The following is a 14,413-nucleotide window of genomic DNA, read 5'->3' as shown; positions in this document are numbered from 1 at the left end:
GGCGGATTCGAACCGCCGACCTATCCCTTAGGAGGGGATTGCTCTATCCGGCTGAGCTACACATTCGCGGAGAAATCACTGAGATTTATGTTTGCTGAGTGAGGAATGCTGAATCTGAACTTTTTTGCCGCGTCCTAAAAAATACTCCCCTAGCTGTTGAGCGATATAGACTGAGCGGTGTTTGCCGCCAGTACAACCGATGGCAATTGTCAGGTAGCTGCGGTTGTTTTTTTCCAACAGAGGTAGCCACGTTTCAATATAGTTGCGGGTAGTATAAATAAAATTATGCACATCGTTTTGCCGATTTAAAAAGTCGATCACCGGCTCTTCCAGTCCAGTCATCGGGCGCAGTTGCGGCTCCCAGTGTGGGTTTGGCAAAAAACGTACATCGAAAACATAATCGGCATCCAGCGGAATGCCATATTTGAAACCAAACGATTCAAACACGATGTTCAGCTCTTTATTGGATTTGCCTCGTAGAAATTGGCGCAGTTTTTCCGCCAGCTCATGGGTAGAAATCTGCGTGGTATCCAGAATTAAATCGGCGTGTTGAAACAGCGGCTCCAACATTTCGCGTTCGACCTCTATTGCTGCTTCAAGGGTGATATTTTTTACCGAAAGCGGGTGTAGACGGCGGCTGTCGCTGTAACGTCGAATCAGAGCACTGGGTTCACAATCTAAGAAAATAGTTTTGACCTTGATATCAAACGGCAGCTGCTGCAATACTTGCTCTAATAGCACTGGCGACTCGGGAATATTACGAATATCCAGACTGATAGCAACGGATTCTTGGTTATTTTTCAGAATATCAATCGACTGGCTGAATAGCGCCAACGGAAGGTTATCAATACAATAATAACCGATGTCTTCCAGTGCACGCAGCGCAACTGATTTGCCAGAGCCGGAGCGTCCGCTGATAATAATAAGTTCCATGTTGCCTAGTCTCCTATAATCCAGGTGATCAGTAATGTTGTGATCAACTGGCGCTGACGGCGACAGGCTCATCTTCACTATGCTGATCCAACTTGCAGAAAATGTCCCAGATCTCCTCTTTGCTTTTAGCGGCACGCAGCTGTTTTGCCAATGTTTTATTGGTTAATTTTTTGGCAATTTCCGGCAAACATGGGGCAAACTGTTGACATAAACCGATGGGAATAAACAGCGCCAGCAGCAGATCGACCTCACGATTATCCGGTGCTTTGTAGTCAATAGGTGTGGTAAGTTGTAGAAAAACTGCAATCGGTTTTTCTCCTTGCGACAATTTAGCGCGTGGCAGCGCAATTCCACCACCAAGTGCGGTGCAACCGACTTTTTCCCGTTCGCATAAATGCTCAAAGCAGATTTGGGTATCTTCTTCGGTTTCAGCACCAATGATTTCGCTGAATATTTCGAGGATACGTTTTTTACTTGATGCCATAACACCTTGACGAATATTGTCAGGGCTGAGCAAATGGGTAAATTTCATCTTACAATCTCTCTTGGTTGAGGTTAACCGAGGCTATAGTTTGAATTGATCGCCCAAGTAAACGCGTTTTACATCTTCATTTTGCAAAATATCCTGTGGGCTGCCAGTGGCGATCATGTTGCCGGCACTGACGATATATGCACGTTCGCAAACATCCAGTGTTTCGCGCACGTTATGATCGGTGATCAACACACCTAAGCCCCGCTCTTTAAGATGTAAAATAATTTTTTTGATGTCAATCACCGAAATTGGGTCAACACCGGCAAAAGGTTCGTCTAACAGAATAAATTTCGGATTGACTGCCAGCGCACGGGCAATTTCGACCCGACGACGTTCACCGCCAGACAATGATTGCCCTGAGTTATTGCGGATATGATCGATATGAAATTCGTCGATCAGCTCTTCTGCCCGCTGTTTGCGCTGTTTTTGGGTTAAATCTTTGCGAATTTCCAACACCGCCATTAAATTGTCATAAACACTTAAACGACGGAAAATCGAGGCTTCTTGCGGCAGATAGCCAATGCCTTGTTGTGCGCGGTTATGCATCGGCAATAGGGTAATATCCAAATCGTCGATCTTAATCGATCCGTGGTCGTTTTTGACTAAGCCGACGACCATATAAAAGGTGGTGGTTTTGCCGGCGCCGTTCGGGCCGAGCAAGCCGACGATTTCGCCGGAATTGACGGTCAAGCTGACATCATGGACAACTTGGCGTCCCTTATAGGATTTCGCCAGATTTTGTGCCGAAAGAATAGACATAAAAAATTAACCTGTTATTTTTGTTGTAATTGTGACGGGTATAAAATGGTTTTAACTCGTCCTTTACCGCTGTTTTTGGCGATCATTTTTTGCTGTTGCACATCATAGGTGATCACTTCGGCATCAATTTGGCTGTCTAGTTGTTTTAATTGGGCATTGCCGGTCAACACTAAATATTGGCTGCCAAGATCGTAATTGACCTTGTTGGCTCGCCCGTTGATCATTTTGCCGTTATCCAGTTGTTGCTGGAAAGTGACAGGACTGCCGTTTGCCTCGATTTTCTCTTTACCACCTCCGCCATTGTTCGGGCGGGTGATGGTCACTTGACGGGCGTTGATCAAAATCGAGCCTTGGGTGATCACCACATTATCGGTAAAGGTCACGATATTATTTTCCAAATCTAATGATTGGTTATCAGACGTTATATTAATAGGTTGCTGGCTGTCGTTTTTCAAGGCGAAAGCTGAAAAAGAGAGTAACAGCGCGCTGACTAATGTTAGGGATTTAATTATTTTTGTTTTCATTTTGTTGAATCTCATAGTGAGTTTGCACCTGTTCTTTTAACGTTGCGATCTGCTGACGAAGATTCCCGCTCAGGCTTTTGCCGGTGGTAGTAAAACTTTGACCAACCACGCTGACCATTGTATCAGATGTTATATCTTGTGTCGTTAAATTGACGACCGCACTTGAGGTTTGCAAACTGTGAATTTTGCTTTCCGGCAACAAGCTTTGAATTGAAACATTGTCGTTTAAATAGAGTATCTTGTCTTTGCTGATCTTGGCTTGATCCGCACTCAAACGCCAGCTGCGCACCAGATTATCGCTATTTTTGGAGGTCTCGAATAAATAAACGACCGGTGCTTTGAACAGCGTATCCCCTTGAGTTTGGAAATATTCCACTTCATCCGCAGTCGCAACATATTGTTTGCGCCCATCCAGTGAATAAAGCGTGGTTTCCATCTGATTGGCGATATAATCAGGGCTGCCGCTGTTTTGAATACGGGCAGCCAAATCGACGTTATCTTGCTGGTTTAACGAATAATACCAAGCAAGCAACGTCAGTGCGATCACCACTAAAACGATATTCCAACGAGAAGTCATCGGTTTTCCTAGCGTATGGTTTAAAAAGATTAATAATTTTGGATTCTAACATAAATTCTTCTCAGATTGAAAAGCGTCTGAAGATTAACAGACCCTAATCCTAACCAAAAATCGGGGGAATATTTGACATTGTTATTAATTTCATACAAGATTTCGCCTAATTACCGTTAGGTATCCGTGATAAAAGCAAGGCATAAAATGAATAAATATTTGGTTGAAGTGAAGGATCTGGTGTTTAAACGAGGTTCGCGCACAATCTATCAAGGGCTGAATTTAAAAGTCGAAACCGGTAAAATTACCGCAATTATGGGGCCTTCGGGAATCGGTAAGACGACGCTGTTGAAACTGATCGGAGGTCAGTTGTTTCCTGACTCCGGCGAAATTTTATTTGACGGTAGTGATATCACTCGCCTGTCGAATGCCAAGTTGTATCAAATTCGTAAAAGAATGGGAATGCTGTTTCAATCCGGCGCACTGTTTACGGATATTTCTACCTTTGATAACGTGGCTTTTCCGCTGCGTGAGCACAGTAATTTGCCGGAAGAGATGATCCGTCAATTGACCTTGATGAAATTAGAAGCGGTCGGACTGCGTGGTGCGGCTGATTTGATGCCGTCCGAACTTTCCGGTGGCATGGCGCGGCGTGTGGCGTTGGCAAGAGCGGTGGCGCTTGACCCGGATTTAGTGATGTATGATGAACCTTTCACCGGACAAGATCCGATCAGCATGGGGGTAATCGTGAGTTTGATTAAACGCTTGAATAAAACCCTGCATCTTACCTCGATTGTGGTGTCGCACGATGTGAAAGAGGTGCTGAGCATAGCCGATTATGCTTATATTGTGGCGGATCAAACCGTGATTGCCGAAGGAACCGCGGCGCAATTGCAACAAAGTACGGATCCGCGCGTAATTCAATTTCTGTCCGGTAACGAAGATGGGCCGGTGCAGTTCCATTATCCGGCACAACACTATATTGATGAGTTATTTGTATGATCATTTCCGCGATTTCCAGACTAGGCGCCGGTACTATTGGTTTTTTCAGAACGCTTGGGCGCGCCGGTTTTATGCTCTATGGCGCGTTGGTCGGCGTGCCACAGCCAAAAAAATATTTTCCACTGTTGGTTAAGCAACTGTATGTGCTTGGGGTGCAGTCACTGTTGATTATTTTGCTGTCCGGGCTGTTTATCGGCATGGTGCTAGGCTTGCAAGGCTATGTTGTGTTGGTGGGATTTGCGGCAGAAAGCAGTTTGGGACAATTGGTGGCACTTTCATTGTTACGTGAATTGGGACCGGTGGTGACCGCACTTTTATTTGCCGGGCGCGCAGGCTCAGCGTTGACCGCTGAAATTGGCTTGATGAAAGCGACCGAGCAGCTTTCCAGTTTGGAAATGATGGCGGTCGATCCGCTACGGCGAGTGATTTCACCACGTTTTTGGGCGGGGATTATCTCGATGCCGCTACTAACGATTATTTTTGTAGCCATTGGCATTTGGGGCGGCTCACTGGTCGGGGTGGACTGGAAAGGGGTTGATGGCGGCAGTTTCTGGTCGGTGATGCAAAATTCGGTCAGTTGGCAAACCGATATTTTAAACGGTATGATCAAAAGTGCGGTTTTTGCGGTTGCAGTGGTGTGGATTGCGTTGTTTAACGGTTATGATGCTCGCCCGACTTCGGAAGGGATCAGCCGTGCTACCACCAAAACCGTGGTGCACGCCTCATTAGCTGTTTTGGCACTGGATTTTGTTTTAACCGCAATGATGTTCGGTGGCAATTAACCGTGCGATACGTCATCGTAAGAGATAAAAGTAATAAAGGAAAAAAAGAATGCGTCAAACCATTAAATATGAGTTCTGGGTCGGGTTGTTCCTGCTGTTGGCAATCGCTGCACTGGTTTTTTTAGGCTTGAAAGTGGCAAATGTGCAGGGCTTTCATCAAAGTAAAAGTTATAATCTGCATGCAACTTTTAATAATATCGGCGGTCTTAAAGTGCGGGCGCCAGTCAAAACCGGCGGTGTATTAATTGGACGCGTCAATGCAATCAGCTTAGACCCGACCAGTTATTTGCCTCAAGTCAGTTTGAGTATTGATCAGGAATATAACCATATTCCGGAAACCAGCTCGCTGTCGATAAAAACCTCAGGACTTCTAGGGGAGCAATATATCGCGCTGAATATTGGTTTTGATGACGGTGAAATTGCCATGCTGAAAGAGGGGGATACGATTCATGATACGACCTCAGCCATGGTATTAGAAGATTTAATCGGTCAATTCTTGTATGGTGACAAGAAAGACGGTCAACAAACAGAGAAAACCGATAAAACAGAATAGTTTTCGGATTAATTGAACAGGAGAAAGTCATGTTGAAGAAAATGTTTAAAAAATGTGCGGTTGTGATGGTTGCCGTGATGTCGCTGTTTGGCGCAATGCAAGCGGTAGCTGCCGATAACCCCTATCAATTGATGCAGCAGGCATCGGATAAACTGTTTGCCTCAATCAGTGCCAATCAAAGCAAAATTAAGCAAAATCCAGACTATATGCGCACGATTGTCAAACAAGAATTAATGCCGTATGTGCATGTGAATTATGCCGGGTCGTTAGTATTGGGGCAGTATTTCAAAAGTACCACACCGGCGCAGCGAGAGCAGTTTTTTAGTGCATTTTCTAACTTTATTGAGCAATCCTACGCTCAAGTGTTGACCATGTATAGCAATCAAAATATTGAGATTGAAAGAGAGAAACCGATTGGCGATCAAAATATTGTCAGCATTCGGGTGAATATTATCCAAACCAATGGTGCAGCGCCGATTAAATTGGATTTTAAATGGCGTAAAAATACCCGTACCGGCGCATGGCAAGCCTATGACATGGCGGCGGAAGGCGTCAGCATGGTTGAAACCAAGAAAAACGAGTGGAGCAATATTCTGCGCCAAAAAGGGATTGATGAACTAACCGCTCAAATCCAAAAAAGTGCGGCTATTCCGATTAAACTTGAAAAATAAGGTGGGTTGATTGACGTTCAAGTGGCAGATAAGCAGTAGCGAAAACGCGTACTGTTTGCAACTGGCGGGAGATTTGACGCGAAGCACGCTGTTGCCGTTGTGGCAGCAGCGCGCTTCGTTGTTTCAGACTCAAAAATCTTGTCTTGAGATTAAGTTAAATCAACTTGGGACAGTGGATTCTGCCGGTTTTGTGTTAATATGTGAAATTCTTCACCGCTATTCTAAGCTTGGCGAGGTAAAATTGGTTGATGTACCGCACTTGGTACTGGATTTTGCCGAGCTATACGATTTAGATCAGTGGTTAAAAGCGTTTATACAGCCGTAATCAAAAGGATACAAGGGATAACAACATCATGGATGCAGCAGCAATCGAAGATATTTTGCGTGAACAATTGGATTTGACTGAGGTTTATGTCAATGGCGAAAATGCACATTTCAGCGTGACCGCCGTCAGCGATGAATTTGCTTTGATGAGCAAAGTCAAACAGCAACAATTGATTTATGCGCCGCTAATGCAGTATATTGCGACCAATGAAATTCATGCGTTATCGATTAAAACCTTTACCGTTGAAAAATGGCGTAAAGCCTGTTTATTAAATGGTCTTTAACCGACCAGCCTATTGCTAAGCCAAATATCAAGCCAAATTGTGAATCCAATTATAAAGGAAAAAAAATGGAAAAGTTTCGAATCTACGGGAAAACCTGTTTAAAAGGCAGTGTTGATATTTCAGGCGCTAAAAATGCGGCCTTGCCGATTCTGTTCGCCGCAATTTTAGCGGAGGAACCGGTTACACTGACCAACGTCCCCGATTTGAAAGATGTTACTACCACCCTGAAAATTTTAAGCCAATTAGGGGTGACGGTTGAGCGAAAAGACAAAAATACGGTTTATCTGGACGCTTCCAACATTGATAATTTTGTCACCCCTTATGAGTTGGTAAAAACCATGCGTGCTTCTATTTGGGCGTTGGCGCCGCTGGTGGCACGTTTTTGCCAAGGGCAGGTTTCGTTGCCGGGTGGTTGTTCCATCGGCGCTCGTCCGGTTGATCTGCACATTTCCGGTTTGGAAAAACTGGGGGCGAAAATCAAATTGGAAGACGGCTATGTTAAAGCCTTTGTTGATGGACGTCTGAAAGGCGCCAACATCGTGATGGATAAAATCAGCGTCGGTGCAACCTTGTCTGTGATGATGGCGGCGACTTTGGCAAAAGGCACAACGATTATTGAAAATGCTGCACGCGAACCGGAAATTTCTGACACGGCTTATTTCTTGAATAAATTAGGTGCGAAAATCACCGGTGCAGGGACCGATATGATTACCGTCGAAGGCGTCGAGCATTTGGGCGGTGGCGAGCACCATGTTATTCCGGATCGGATTGAGACCGGCACGTTCTTGGTTGCTGCGGCGATTTCTGGCGGGCGCATTGTTTGTCGTGGTACTCGTGCTTCTACTTTAGATGCGGTGATTGAAAAACTACGCGAAGCCGGGGCTCAGATTGATATCACTGAAGACACCATCACCTTGGACATGTTGGGTTATCGCCCACGCTCGGTCAACGTACGTACGGCACCACATCCGGGCTTTCCGACGGATATGCAGGCACAATTTACCCTGTTAAACATGGTGGCTGAAGGCACGGGAATTATCACCGAAACTATTTTTGAAAATCGTTTTATGCACATTCCTGAACTGATACGCATGGGCGCAAAAGCCGATATTGAAGGTAATACCGCTATTTGTTACGGCGTGCGCAATTTAAACGGCACTGAAGTGATGGCAACCGATTTGCGTGCTTCTGCCAGCTTGGTGTTGGCGGGCTGTATTGCCAACGGCGAAACTATCGTTGATCGCATTTATCATATTGATCGCGGCTATGAACACATTGAAGAGAAGTTGCGCGGACTGGGTGCCAGAATCGAGCGTTTTTCTGACAGCGAAACCGAAGCCTGATGGCAGTTTCCGAGCGCTCTGAAATAGATTATACAACCCGGTTTAAGTCCGGGTTTTTTGTGTTTGCTAGGGTTATAGCTCAAATTATAAACAAAAAGCAACAGACTCTAAAATAATCGAAATCTCATTTTTGCCAAGTGCGGTTTTAAGCTAGAATATAAGCCACTCATTTTAAGAAGAAGTATGAATTGTATGACATCAAGTGTAGAGCTATTGGTGAATGTAACGCCGAACGAAACTCGAATTGCGTTGCTCGACACCGGTGTACTGAAAGAAGTGCACATTGAGCGCGAAGCCAAGCGAGGATTGGTCGGCAATATTTATAAAGGGCGAGTGATGCGGGTGCTGCCCGGCATGCAATCGGCTTTTGTCGATATCGGTTTGGAAAAGGCAGCATTTTTGCACGCCTCCGATATCGTTTCGCACACCGAATGTGTGGATGAATCCGAAAAAAAGCAGTTTGTGGTCAAAGATATCGGTGAGTTGGTGCGTGAAGGTCAGGATATTATCGTGCAAGTGGTGAAAGATCCGCTTGGAACCAAAGGTGCACGTTTAACCACAGATATTACGTTGCCGTCACGCTATTTGGTATTTATGCCGGAAAATAGTCATGTTGGCGTATCGCAACGGATTGAAAGTGAAGAAGAGCGGTTGCGCTTAAAAGCACTGGTCACGGAATATTGTGATGAATTGGGCGGTTTCATTGTGCGAACGGCTTCTGAAGGTTGCTCGGAAGAAGAGTTGAAGCAGGATGCGCAATTTTTGAAACGGCTATGGCGCAAAGTGATGGAACGCAAAGGGAAATACCCAACCCGCTCAATGCTTTACGGCGAACTGGCACTGGCACAGCGCGTGCTGCGTGATTTTGTCGGCACACAAATTGATTTGATTCGAATTGACTCGAAATTGACTTTTCAAGAAGTGGAAACGTTTAGCCAAGAATTTATGCCGGAACTCACCGGGCGCCTGTCGCTGTATACCGGTAATCCGCCGTTGTTTGATTTGTACGGCGTAGAAAATGCGATTCAGCGTGCGCTGGAAAAACGGGTGAATTTGAAATCCGGCGGCTATTTGATTATCGAACAAACCGAAGCCATGACCACGATTGATATCAATACCGGTGGTTTTGTTGGTCATCGTAATTTGGAAGAGACAATTTTTAATACTAATGTCGAAGCGACCCAAACCATTGCACAACAGCTGCAACTGCGCAATCTGGGCGGCATCATCATTATTGATTTTATTGATATGCAAAGCGAAGAGCATCGCGAGCGGGTGTTGCAGTCGTTGAACGAAGCGCTGTCGCGTGATCGGGTTAAAACCAGCGTCAACGGTTTCACCCAACTGGGCTTGGTGGAGATGACCCGTAAACGCACCCGCGAAAGTTTAGAGCATGTGCTGTGCACCGAATGCCCGGCTTGCAAAGGGCGTGGCAGTCTGAAAACGGTGGAAACCGTCAGTTATGAAATTGTGCGTGAAATTGTGCGAATCCACCATCAATACGACAGTGAGCAATTTTTGGTGTATGCCTCAAGAGCGGTGGCGGATTATTTGATCAACGAAGAGGCGCACGGGATTTTGGCTGAGTTGGAAGTGTTTATCGGTAAACAGGTGCAGGTGAAAACCGAAGTGTTTTACAATCAAGAACAATTTGATGTTGTCATCATGTAGACAAACATCAACCGACCCTAATAAAAATAAAGAGAAATTATGCTAAGTAAAGTTTCAGCGTCCCTATTAGAACCAAGTCAACTTTCTATTGCTCAGTTGGCGAATTTATTGGATCATTTTTCCAGCCGACAAATTGATTATGCGGATCTCTATTTTCAGTCTTCGATTGAGGAAAGCTGGTCATTGGAAGACGGCATTATCAAAGAGGGCGGTTTTCATATTGATCGAGGCGTCGGTGTCAGAGCGGTCAGCGGTGAGAAAACCGGTTTTGCTTATGCCGATCAGATCAGTGCGCCACAAGTGCTGCAATGTATCGAGGCGACAAAAGGCATCGCACAGGCTAGCAGTTCGCTGATCAAGCCGATTGCCCTGCATTCGGTCAGCGCACCGATGCGCTATACCGCACTTGACCCGTTGCACAGCTTAAGCCGCGAAAAAAAAATCGAGCTGCTGCATTTGGTCAATCAAACCGCACGTGCTGAAGATTCGCGTGTTATTCAAGTTTCTGCTAGCTTAAATGCGCTTTATGAAGAGGTTTTAGTGGCAGCGACAGACGGTACGTTGGCGGCAGATATCCGTCCGTTGGTGCGGCTCTCGGTGTCGGTATTGGTTGAGCAGCAGGGCAAACGCGAAAGTGGCAGTGCCGGTGGTGGTGGGCGTTTTTCACTAGAATGGTTTTTACAAGACCATCAAGGCGTTAGCCGAACAGTATGGTTTACCAAAGAAGCCGTTCGTCAGGCGCTAGTGAAGCTCAGTGCGGTGCAAGCGCCAGCAGGAATGATGCCGGTGGTGCTGGGGGCAGGCTGGCCGGGCGTATTGTTGCATGAAGCCGTCGGGCATGGTTTGGAAGGCGATTTCAATCGCAAAAAATCCTCACTGTTCAGTGGTAAAATCGGTGAATTAGTGACTTCGCCGCTGTGTACGATAGTCGATGACGGCACATTGGCGGATCGTCGTGGTTCTTTGACTATTGATGACGAAGGGGTGCCGACTCAGCGTAACGTATTAATCGAAAATGGTATTTTGCGCAACTATATGCAAGACAAAATGAATGCTCGTTTGATGGGCGTGGCACCAACCGGTAACGGACGGCGCGAATCTTACGCCCATTTGCCGATGCCACGCATGACCAACACCTATATGCTGGCAGGGCAAAGTAAATTTGAAGATTTGATCGCCTCAGTGGAGCAAGGCATCTACGCACCGCACTTTGGCGGTGGGCAAGTGGATATCACCTCCGGCAAGTTCGTCTTTTCTGCTGCGGAAGCCTATTTGATTGAAAAAGGCAAAATCACCAAACCGGTGGTTGGCGCAACACTGATCGGCAGTGGAATTGAAGTGATGCAAAATGTGTCGATGGTTGCCGATGAATCTGAGCTTGATCCGGGTATTGGTGTCTGTGGTAAAGAGGGACAAAGCGTTCCGGTCGGTGTTGGCCAACCGGCGTTAAAAATTGAACAAATCACGGTCGGCGGCACTAATTAACTTTTGTATTTTGCTAAAGCAATTGCAGCGTCAATCGCTGCTTTTGCCTGTGGACTGTTTTTCCAACAACGGCTGCCAAGGGCTTCGGCGACTTGGCGGCAAATCTCTTCAGACCGCTCTTTGGCAAGCTGTTCAAATGAATCGATCCCAAGCTGCTCTAAGCGTTGGATAACGGTAGAACCCACTCCTTTTAAGGCTAATAACTGGTCACGTTCTGTTGGGGTGAATGGCATAATATTCTCCTTCCGCTTTATGACAACCGTTTTATGATCGCCGTTTTATGATAAATTAAACGGTTTTGAAATTAATCAGTGGATAAAATAGGGTATCTGTTTTATCCAACAAGGAGATAAAACCGTAGTGTTGATAAAAACGGACTGCATTATCATCTTTTGCATCAACCAATAAAGCGTAGGCGCCTATTTCGCTATTTGCCGCGCGTTTTAAGGCATCAATCAATAAAACACCGCCAAATCCTTGCCCGCGAAAGGGCTGATTGACGGCTAATCTACCCATTTTTATGCTCGGAATCGTTGGGTAGCGTGGCAATTTTTTCTTCATTTGCTGCGGGAGATCGCTCAAGCAAATACTATGCGCCGATAAGGTATAATAACCAATAATTTGATGCGTGGTGTTGGTCAAAATGAAACAGTTAGTCAATTTTCTTTTAATATCTTGTGTGACAAAATGTCGGAAATAATGCGTCAATGGTTCAGAGTCACAATCAAAACTATTTCGATCAAAGGTTGAATTTAACGGAATAATACGATAGGTCTCAGTTGTCATCATTTATTTTTCCAATAAATGATGATGCTGTTCAAGCGCTTTTTCCATTGCTGAATTATGTGCTGGCGGTAAGAACAGCGCCTCAGCAAAACGAACCTGATCATTGATAGAAAGTTGCAAAACTTGAGTGTCAGTAATGGTTTTTTGCGCAGCAGACTGAACTGCGGTAATGATAAAATCAGTTAGACTTCGTCCTTCTAACTGTGCTGCGTGTTTGATTAATGTATGCAAATCCTTGCTGATTCTTGCTTCCAACCGTGCGCTATTGATAGTCATCATTATCCCCGCTATATTATCCTGTTAATTATTTTGTCTAAATTATTATCCGTCAATTTGCCGTACAAAGCAAGCGTAGCGATTTGTCGAGATAACAGTTGCTTGCCGACAGAAATCGTTTTATTTTAGACCCTAATTAACAGTAGTAAGCAAAAGGAAGCAGTATGACACAATATACCAGAGCAACGTTTGATCAGGTTTTAATTCAGAATTATACCCCGGCGGATTTTATTCCGGTCAGAGGTAAAGGCAGCACGGTTTGGGATCAAGACGGCAAGGACTATATCGATTTTACCAGTGGTGTGGCGGTCAATTCATTAGGGCACTGCCCGGATGAGGTGGTGGAGGTGTTGAAGCGGCAAGGGGAAACGCTATGGCACTCAAGCAACTGGTTTACCAGTGAACCGGCGTTGGAGCTGGCATCAAAATTAATTGAGCTCACTTTTGCTGAGCGTGTGATGTTTGCCAACTCTGGGGCAGAAGCCAATGAGGCGGCACTGAAATTGGCACGTCGCTATGCGGTCGATCATTTTGGTTATCAAAAAAGTAAAATTATTTCTTTTAAACAGAGCTTTCACGGCAGAACATTGTTTACGGTCAGCGTGGGTGGACAACCTAAGTATTCCGATGGCTTCGGACCGAAACCGGCAGATATTGTCCATGTACCGTTTAATGATTTAGATGCCGTAAAAGCGGTGATCGACGATCACACCTGTGCTGTGATTATCGAACCGATTCAGGGCGAAAGTGGGGTATTGCCGGCGACACAGGCATTTTTACAAGGGTTACGCCAGTTGTGTGATCAATATCAAGCGCTGCTGATTTTTGATGAAGTCCAGACCGGTATCGGGCGCAGCGGAGAGTTTTTTGCCTATATGCATTACGGGGTCGTGCCGGACATTTTGACCTCCGCCAAGGCGCTTGCCAATGGCTTTCCGATCAGTGCGATGTTGACCAGCGATAAAATCTCAAAAAGTTTCTCGCCGGGCGTGCATGGCACCACATTTGGCGGTAATCCGTTGGCTTGTGCGGTGGCGGTGAAGGTCGTGGACATGATCAGTCAACCGCACTTTTTACAGCAAGTCCAACAGCGTTCAAAACAGTTGATTGAAGCGCTGGAAAAAATTAACCAAAAAGCCAAACTGTTCACTACTGTACGTGGCTTAGGGCTGTTAATCGGGGCGGAACTGACAGCAGAATATCAGGATAAAGCGGCGGAATTGCGCAATAAAGCCAATCAGTTTGGGCTGATGTTGCTGGTTGCCGGCCCTAATGTGCTGCGTTTTGCGCCGTCGCTGAATATCAGTGACGAGGAGTTTGCGTTGGGCATTCAGCGTTTTGAGCAAATGGTCGATTCTTTAGCATAATGAACGTAGTCTAGAATAAGCAAAGTGCGGTTTTGTGGTGTGAACAAACCGCACTTTGTTATGATCTCTTTGTCTATGGCAGGATAATCAACCCGGCTTCTCGCTCAATAGCCGTTCAATAATTTTCTTATTTGCCGGTGGGAATTGCCCGCTGTCCAAGGCGTGTTGTTCAATCCAAAAACCGTCTTGTCCTTCACGACCAAAGGGTTGGTTTAGCCACTCTTCGATCAGGTAAAAACTGAGTTCGATCACTTTTTTCGGATATTCGAATTGAAAACGTTCGTAGAGTTCGGCTTTGATCACCATAATCCCGATCTCTTCTTCCAATTCACGTCGCAGCGCCTGTTCCGGGCTCTCATTGGCTTCGACTTTGCCACCGGGGAACTCCCAGCTTTGGGCAAAGTCTTTGCCTTCTAAGCGTCGTGTCAGAAAGATTTGTTGGAATTCGTTACGAATAATGCCGACAGCAACTTTGATCAGCGGTTTTTTGCTCACGGCTTTTTGAGTAAGTGCGGTCATGGTTTTCCTATGTTCTTAGCCCGACCAAGGCTAT

At 45.6% G+C, this 14,413-nt stretch carries 19 protein-coding genes; 10 read left to right on the top strand and 9 right to left on the bottom strand.

Annotated elements, in window-relative coordinates; genetic code table 11:
- Window positions 1-75: 75 nt before the first annotated feature.
- From rapZ to lptC, 5 genes are read right to left on the bottom strand one after another with little or no spacing between them, the layout of a single operon-like run.
- Window positions 76-933 carry an RNase adapter RapZ gene (gene rapZ, locus FHQ30_RS09730; protein WP_139610320.1) on the bottom strand — a complete coding sequence of 286 codons (858 nt, stop codon included), beginning with the start codon at window positions 931-933 and terminating at the stop codon, window positions 76-78.
- Window positions 934-976: 43 nt separating this feature from the next.
- Window positions 977-1,465 (bottom strand): PTS IIA-like nitrogen regulatory protein PtsN, encoded by a 489-nt coding sequence (gene ptsN, locus FHQ30_RS09725; protein ID WP_139610321.1) that lies wholly within the window; start codon window positions 1,463-1,465, stop codon window positions 977-979.
- 33 nt (window positions 1,466-1,498) lie between these two features.
- Window positions 1,499-2,224 (bottom strand): LPS export ABC transporter ATP-binding protein, encoded by a 726-nt coding sequence (gene lptB / locus FHQ30_RS09720; RefSeq protein WP_132967670.1) that lies wholly within the window; start codon window positions 2,222-2,224, stop codon window positions 1,499-1,501.
- A gap of 14 nt (window positions 2,225-2,238) precedes the next feature.
- The gene (lptA, locus tag FHQ30_RS09715) at window positions 2,239-2,748 is read right to left on the bottom strand and encodes a lipopolysaccharide transport periplasmic protein LptA (protein WP_139610322.1); all 510 of its coding nucleotides are present in this window, start codon (window positions 2,746-2,748) and stop codon (window positions 2,239-2,241) included.
- Window positions 2,729-3,325: an LPS export ABC transporter periplasmic protein LptC gene (lptC, locus tag FHQ30_RS09710; RefSeq protein ID WP_139610323.1), complete on the bottom strand. Its 597-nt coding sequence runs from the start codon at window positions 3,323-3,325 to the stop codon at window positions 2,729-2,731. Before lptC ends, lptA begins: the two co-directional genes overlap by 20 nt.
- Window positions 3,326-3,523: 198 nt before the next feature.
- On the opposite strand from lptC, the gene FHQ30_RS09705 reads away from it, so the two are divergent.
- The 9 genes from FHQ30_RS09705 (at window position 3,524) to tldD (ending at window position 11,431) form a co-directional block, all read left to right on the top strand.
- Window positions 3,524-4,318, top strand: a complete 795-nt coding sequence (locus FHQ30_RS09705) for an ATP-binding cassette domain-containing protein (protein WP_139610324.1) — start codon at window positions 3,524-3,526, stop codon at window positions 4,316-4,318.
- Entirely contained in the window at window positions 4,315-5,100 is a 786-nt protein-coding gene (mlaE, locus tag FHQ30_RS09700; RefSeq protein WP_132967666.1) for a lipid asymmetry maintenance ABC transporter permease subunit MlaE, read from the top strand. Before FHQ30_RS09705 ends, mlaE begins: the two co-directional genes overlap by 4 nt.
- Before the next feature lie 49 nt (window positions 5,101-5,149).
- Window positions 5,150-5,653 (top strand): outer membrane lipid asymmetry maintenance protein MlaD, encoded by a 504-nt coding sequence (gene mlaD, locus FHQ30_RS09695; RefSeq protein ID WP_139610325.1) that lies wholly within the window; start codon window positions 5,150-5,152, stop codon window positions 5,651-5,653.
- A 29-nt stretch (window positions 5,654-5,682) separates the two neighbouring features.
- A complete protein-coding gene (mlaC, locus tag FHQ30_RS09690; RefSeq protein WP_139610326.1) occupies window positions 5,683-6,324 on the top strand; it encodes a phospholipid-binding protein MlaC in 642 nt (213 codons plus the stop codon).
- A gap of 10 nt (window positions 6,325-6,334) precedes the next feature.
- Entirely contained in the window at window positions 6,335-6,649 is a 315-nt protein-coding gene (locus FHQ30_RS09685) for an STAS domain-containing protein (protein ID WP_139610327.1), read from the top strand.
- Window positions 6,650-6,677: 28 nt separating this feature from the next.
- Complete coding sequence (locus FHQ30_RS09680; RefSeq protein WP_139610328.1) at window positions 6,678-6,932, top strand: BolA family protein; 255 nt, start codon at window positions 6,678-6,680, stop codon at window positions 6,930-6,932.
- A gap of 65 nt (window positions 6,933-6,997) precedes the next feature.
- Complete coding sequence (gene murA, locus FHQ30_RS09675; RefSeq protein WP_132967661.1) at window positions 6,998-8,275, top strand: UDP-N-acetylglucosamine 1-carboxyvinyltransferase; 1,278 nt, start codon at window positions 6,998-7,000, stop codon at window positions 8,273-8,275.
- A 192-nt stretch (window positions 8,276-8,467) separates the two neighbouring features.
- Entirely contained in the window at window positions 8,468-9,946 is a 1,479-nt protein-coding gene (gene rng, locus FHQ30_RS09670) for a ribonuclease G (protein WP_139610329.1), read from the top strand.
- 39 nt (window positions 9,947-9,985) lie between these two features.
- Window positions 9,986-11,431: a metalloprotease TldD gene (gene tldD, locus FHQ30_RS09665; RefSeq protein WP_139610330.1), complete on the top strand. Its 1,446-nt coding sequence runs from the start codon at window positions 9,986-9,988 to the stop codon at window positions 11,429-11,431.
- Here the strand turns inward: tldD and FHQ30_RS09660 are convergent.
- The 3 genes from FHQ30_RS09660 to FHQ30_RS09650 are packed head-to-tail and all read right to left on the bottom strand — an operon-like array spanning window position 11,428 to window position 12,493.
- A complete protein-coding gene (locus tag FHQ30_RS09660) occupies window positions 11,428-11,664 on the bottom strand; it encodes a helix-hairpin-helix domain-containing protein (protein ID WP_139610331.1) in 237 nt (78 codons plus the stop codon). The genes tldD and FHQ30_RS09660 overlap by 4 nt on opposite strands.
- A 55-nt stretch (window positions 11,665-11,719) precedes the next feature.
- Window positions 11,720-12,220, bottom strand: a complete 501-nt coding sequence (locus FHQ30_RS09655; RefSeq protein ID WP_267963745.1) for a GNAT family N-acetyltransferase — start codon at window positions 12,218-12,220, stop codon at window positions 11,720-11,722.
- On the bottom strand, window positions 12,221-12,493 hold the full coding sequence (locus FHQ30_RS09650; RefSeq protein ID WP_267965299.1) for a type II toxin-antitoxin system TacA family antitoxin: 273 nt from the start codon (window positions 12,491-12,493) through the stop codon (window positions 12,221-12,223). It abuts the gene before it with no gap.
- 164 nt (window positions 12,494-12,657) lie between these two features.
- Between FHQ30_RS09650 and FHQ30_RS09645 the strand changes: the two genes are divergently transcribed.
- Window positions 12,658-13,860 carry an aspartate aminotransferase family protein gene (locus FHQ30_RS09645; protein ID WP_139610333.1) on the top strand — a complete coding sequence of 401 codons (1,203 nt, stop codon included), beginning with the start codon at window positions 12,658-12,660 and terminating at the stop codon, window positions 13,858-13,860.
- 87 nt (window positions 13,861-13,947) lie between these two features.
- Here FHQ30_RS09645 and mutT read toward each other — a convergent pair whose 3' ends face one another.
- On the bottom strand, window positions 13,948-14,379 hold the full coding sequence (mutT, locus tag FHQ30_RS09640; protein WP_139610334.1) for an 8-oxo-dGTP diphosphatase MutT: 432 nt from the start codon (window positions 14,377-14,379) through the stop codon (window positions 13,948-13,950).
- Between the last annotated feature and the right edge of the window lie 34 nt (window positions 14,380-14,413).

The sequence above is a fragment of the Testudinibacter sp. 'clade 2' genome, from assembly GCF_006227735.1.
Classification (GTDB): domain Bacteria; phylum Pseudomonadota; class Gammaproteobacteria; order Enterobacterales; family Pasteurellaceae; genus Chelonobacter.
The sequence above is the reverse complement of the archived record's forward strand: the minus strand, read 5'-3'. Positions and strand labels throughout refer to the sequence as shown.

What these genes read in the sequence shown, in the direction of transcription:
- rapZ (WP_139610320.1), bottom strand. Translation starts at nt 933, where the DNA reads ATGGAACTTATTATTATCAGCGGACGCTCCGGCTCTGGCAAATCAGTT.
- ptsN (WP_139610321.1), bottom strand. Translation starts at nt 1,465, where the DNA reads ATGAAATTTACCCATTTGCTCAGCCCTGACAATATTCGTCAAGGTGTT.
- lptB (WP_132967670.1), bottom strand. Translation starts at nt 2,224, where the DNA reads ATGTCTATTCTTTCGGCACAAAATCTGGCGAAATCCTATAAGGGACGC.
- lptA (WP_139610322.1), bottom strand. Translation starts at nt 2,748, where the DNA reads ATGAAAACAAAAATAATTAAATCCCTAACATTAGTCAGCGCGCTGTTA.
- lptC (WP_139610323.1), bottom strand. Translation starts at nt 3,325, where the DNA reads ATGACTTCTCGTTGGAATATCGTTTTAGTGGTGATCGCACTGACGTTG.
- FHQ30_RS09705 (WP_139610324.1), top strand. Translation starts at nt 3,524, where the DNA reads ATGAATAAATATTTGGTTGAAGTGAAGGATCTGGTGTTTAAACGAGGT.
- mlaE (WP_132967666.1), top strand. Translation starts at nt 4,315, where the DNA reads ATGATCATTTCCGCGATTTCCAGACTAGGCGCCGGTACTATTGGTTTT.
- mlaD (WP_139610325.1), top strand. Translation starts at nt 5,150, where the DNA reads ATGCGTCAAACCATTAAATATGAGTTCTGGGTCGGGTTGTTCCTGCTG.
- mlaC (WP_139610326.1), top strand. Translation starts at nt 5,683, where the DNA reads ATGTTGAAGAAAATGTTTAAAAAATGTGCGGTTGTGATGGTTGCCGTG.
- FHQ30_RS09680 (WP_139610328.1), top strand. Translation starts at nt 6,678, where the DNA reads ATGGATGCAGCAGCAATCGAAGATATTTTGCGTGAACAATTGGATTTG.
- murA (WP_132967661.1), top strand. Translation starts at nt 6,998, where the DNA reads ATGGAAAAGTTTCGAATCTACGGGAAAACCTGTTTAAAAGGCAGTGTT.
- rng (WP_139610329.1), top strand. Translation starts at nt 8,468, where the DNA reads ATGACATCAAGTGTAGAGCTATTGGTGAATGTAACGCCGAACGAAACT.
- tldD (WP_139610330.1), top strand. Translation starts at nt 9,986, where the DNA reads ATGCTAAGTAAAGTTTCAGCGTCCCTATTAGAACCAAGTCAACTTTCT.
- FHQ30_RS09660 (WP_139610331.1), bottom strand. Translation starts at nt 11,664, where the DNA reads ATGCCATTCACCCCAACAGAACGTGACCAGTTATTAGCCTTAAAAGGA.
- FHQ30_RS09655 (WP_267963745.1), bottom strand. Translation starts at nt 12,220, where the DNA reads ATGATGACAACTGAGACCTATCGTATTATTCCGTTAAATTCAACCTTT.
- FHQ30_RS09650 (WP_267965299.1), bottom strand. Translation starts at nt 12,493, where the DNA reads ATGACTATCAATAGCGCACGGTTGGAAGCAAGAATCAGCAAGGATTTG.
- FHQ30_RS09645 (WP_139610333.1), top strand. Translation starts at nt 12,658, where the DNA reads ATGACACAATATACCAGAGCAACGTTTGATCAGGTTTTAATTCAGAAT.
- mutT (WP_139610334.1), bottom strand. Translation starts at nt 14,379, where the DNA reads ATGACCGCACTTACTCAAAAAGCCGTGAGCAAAAAACCGCTGATCAAA.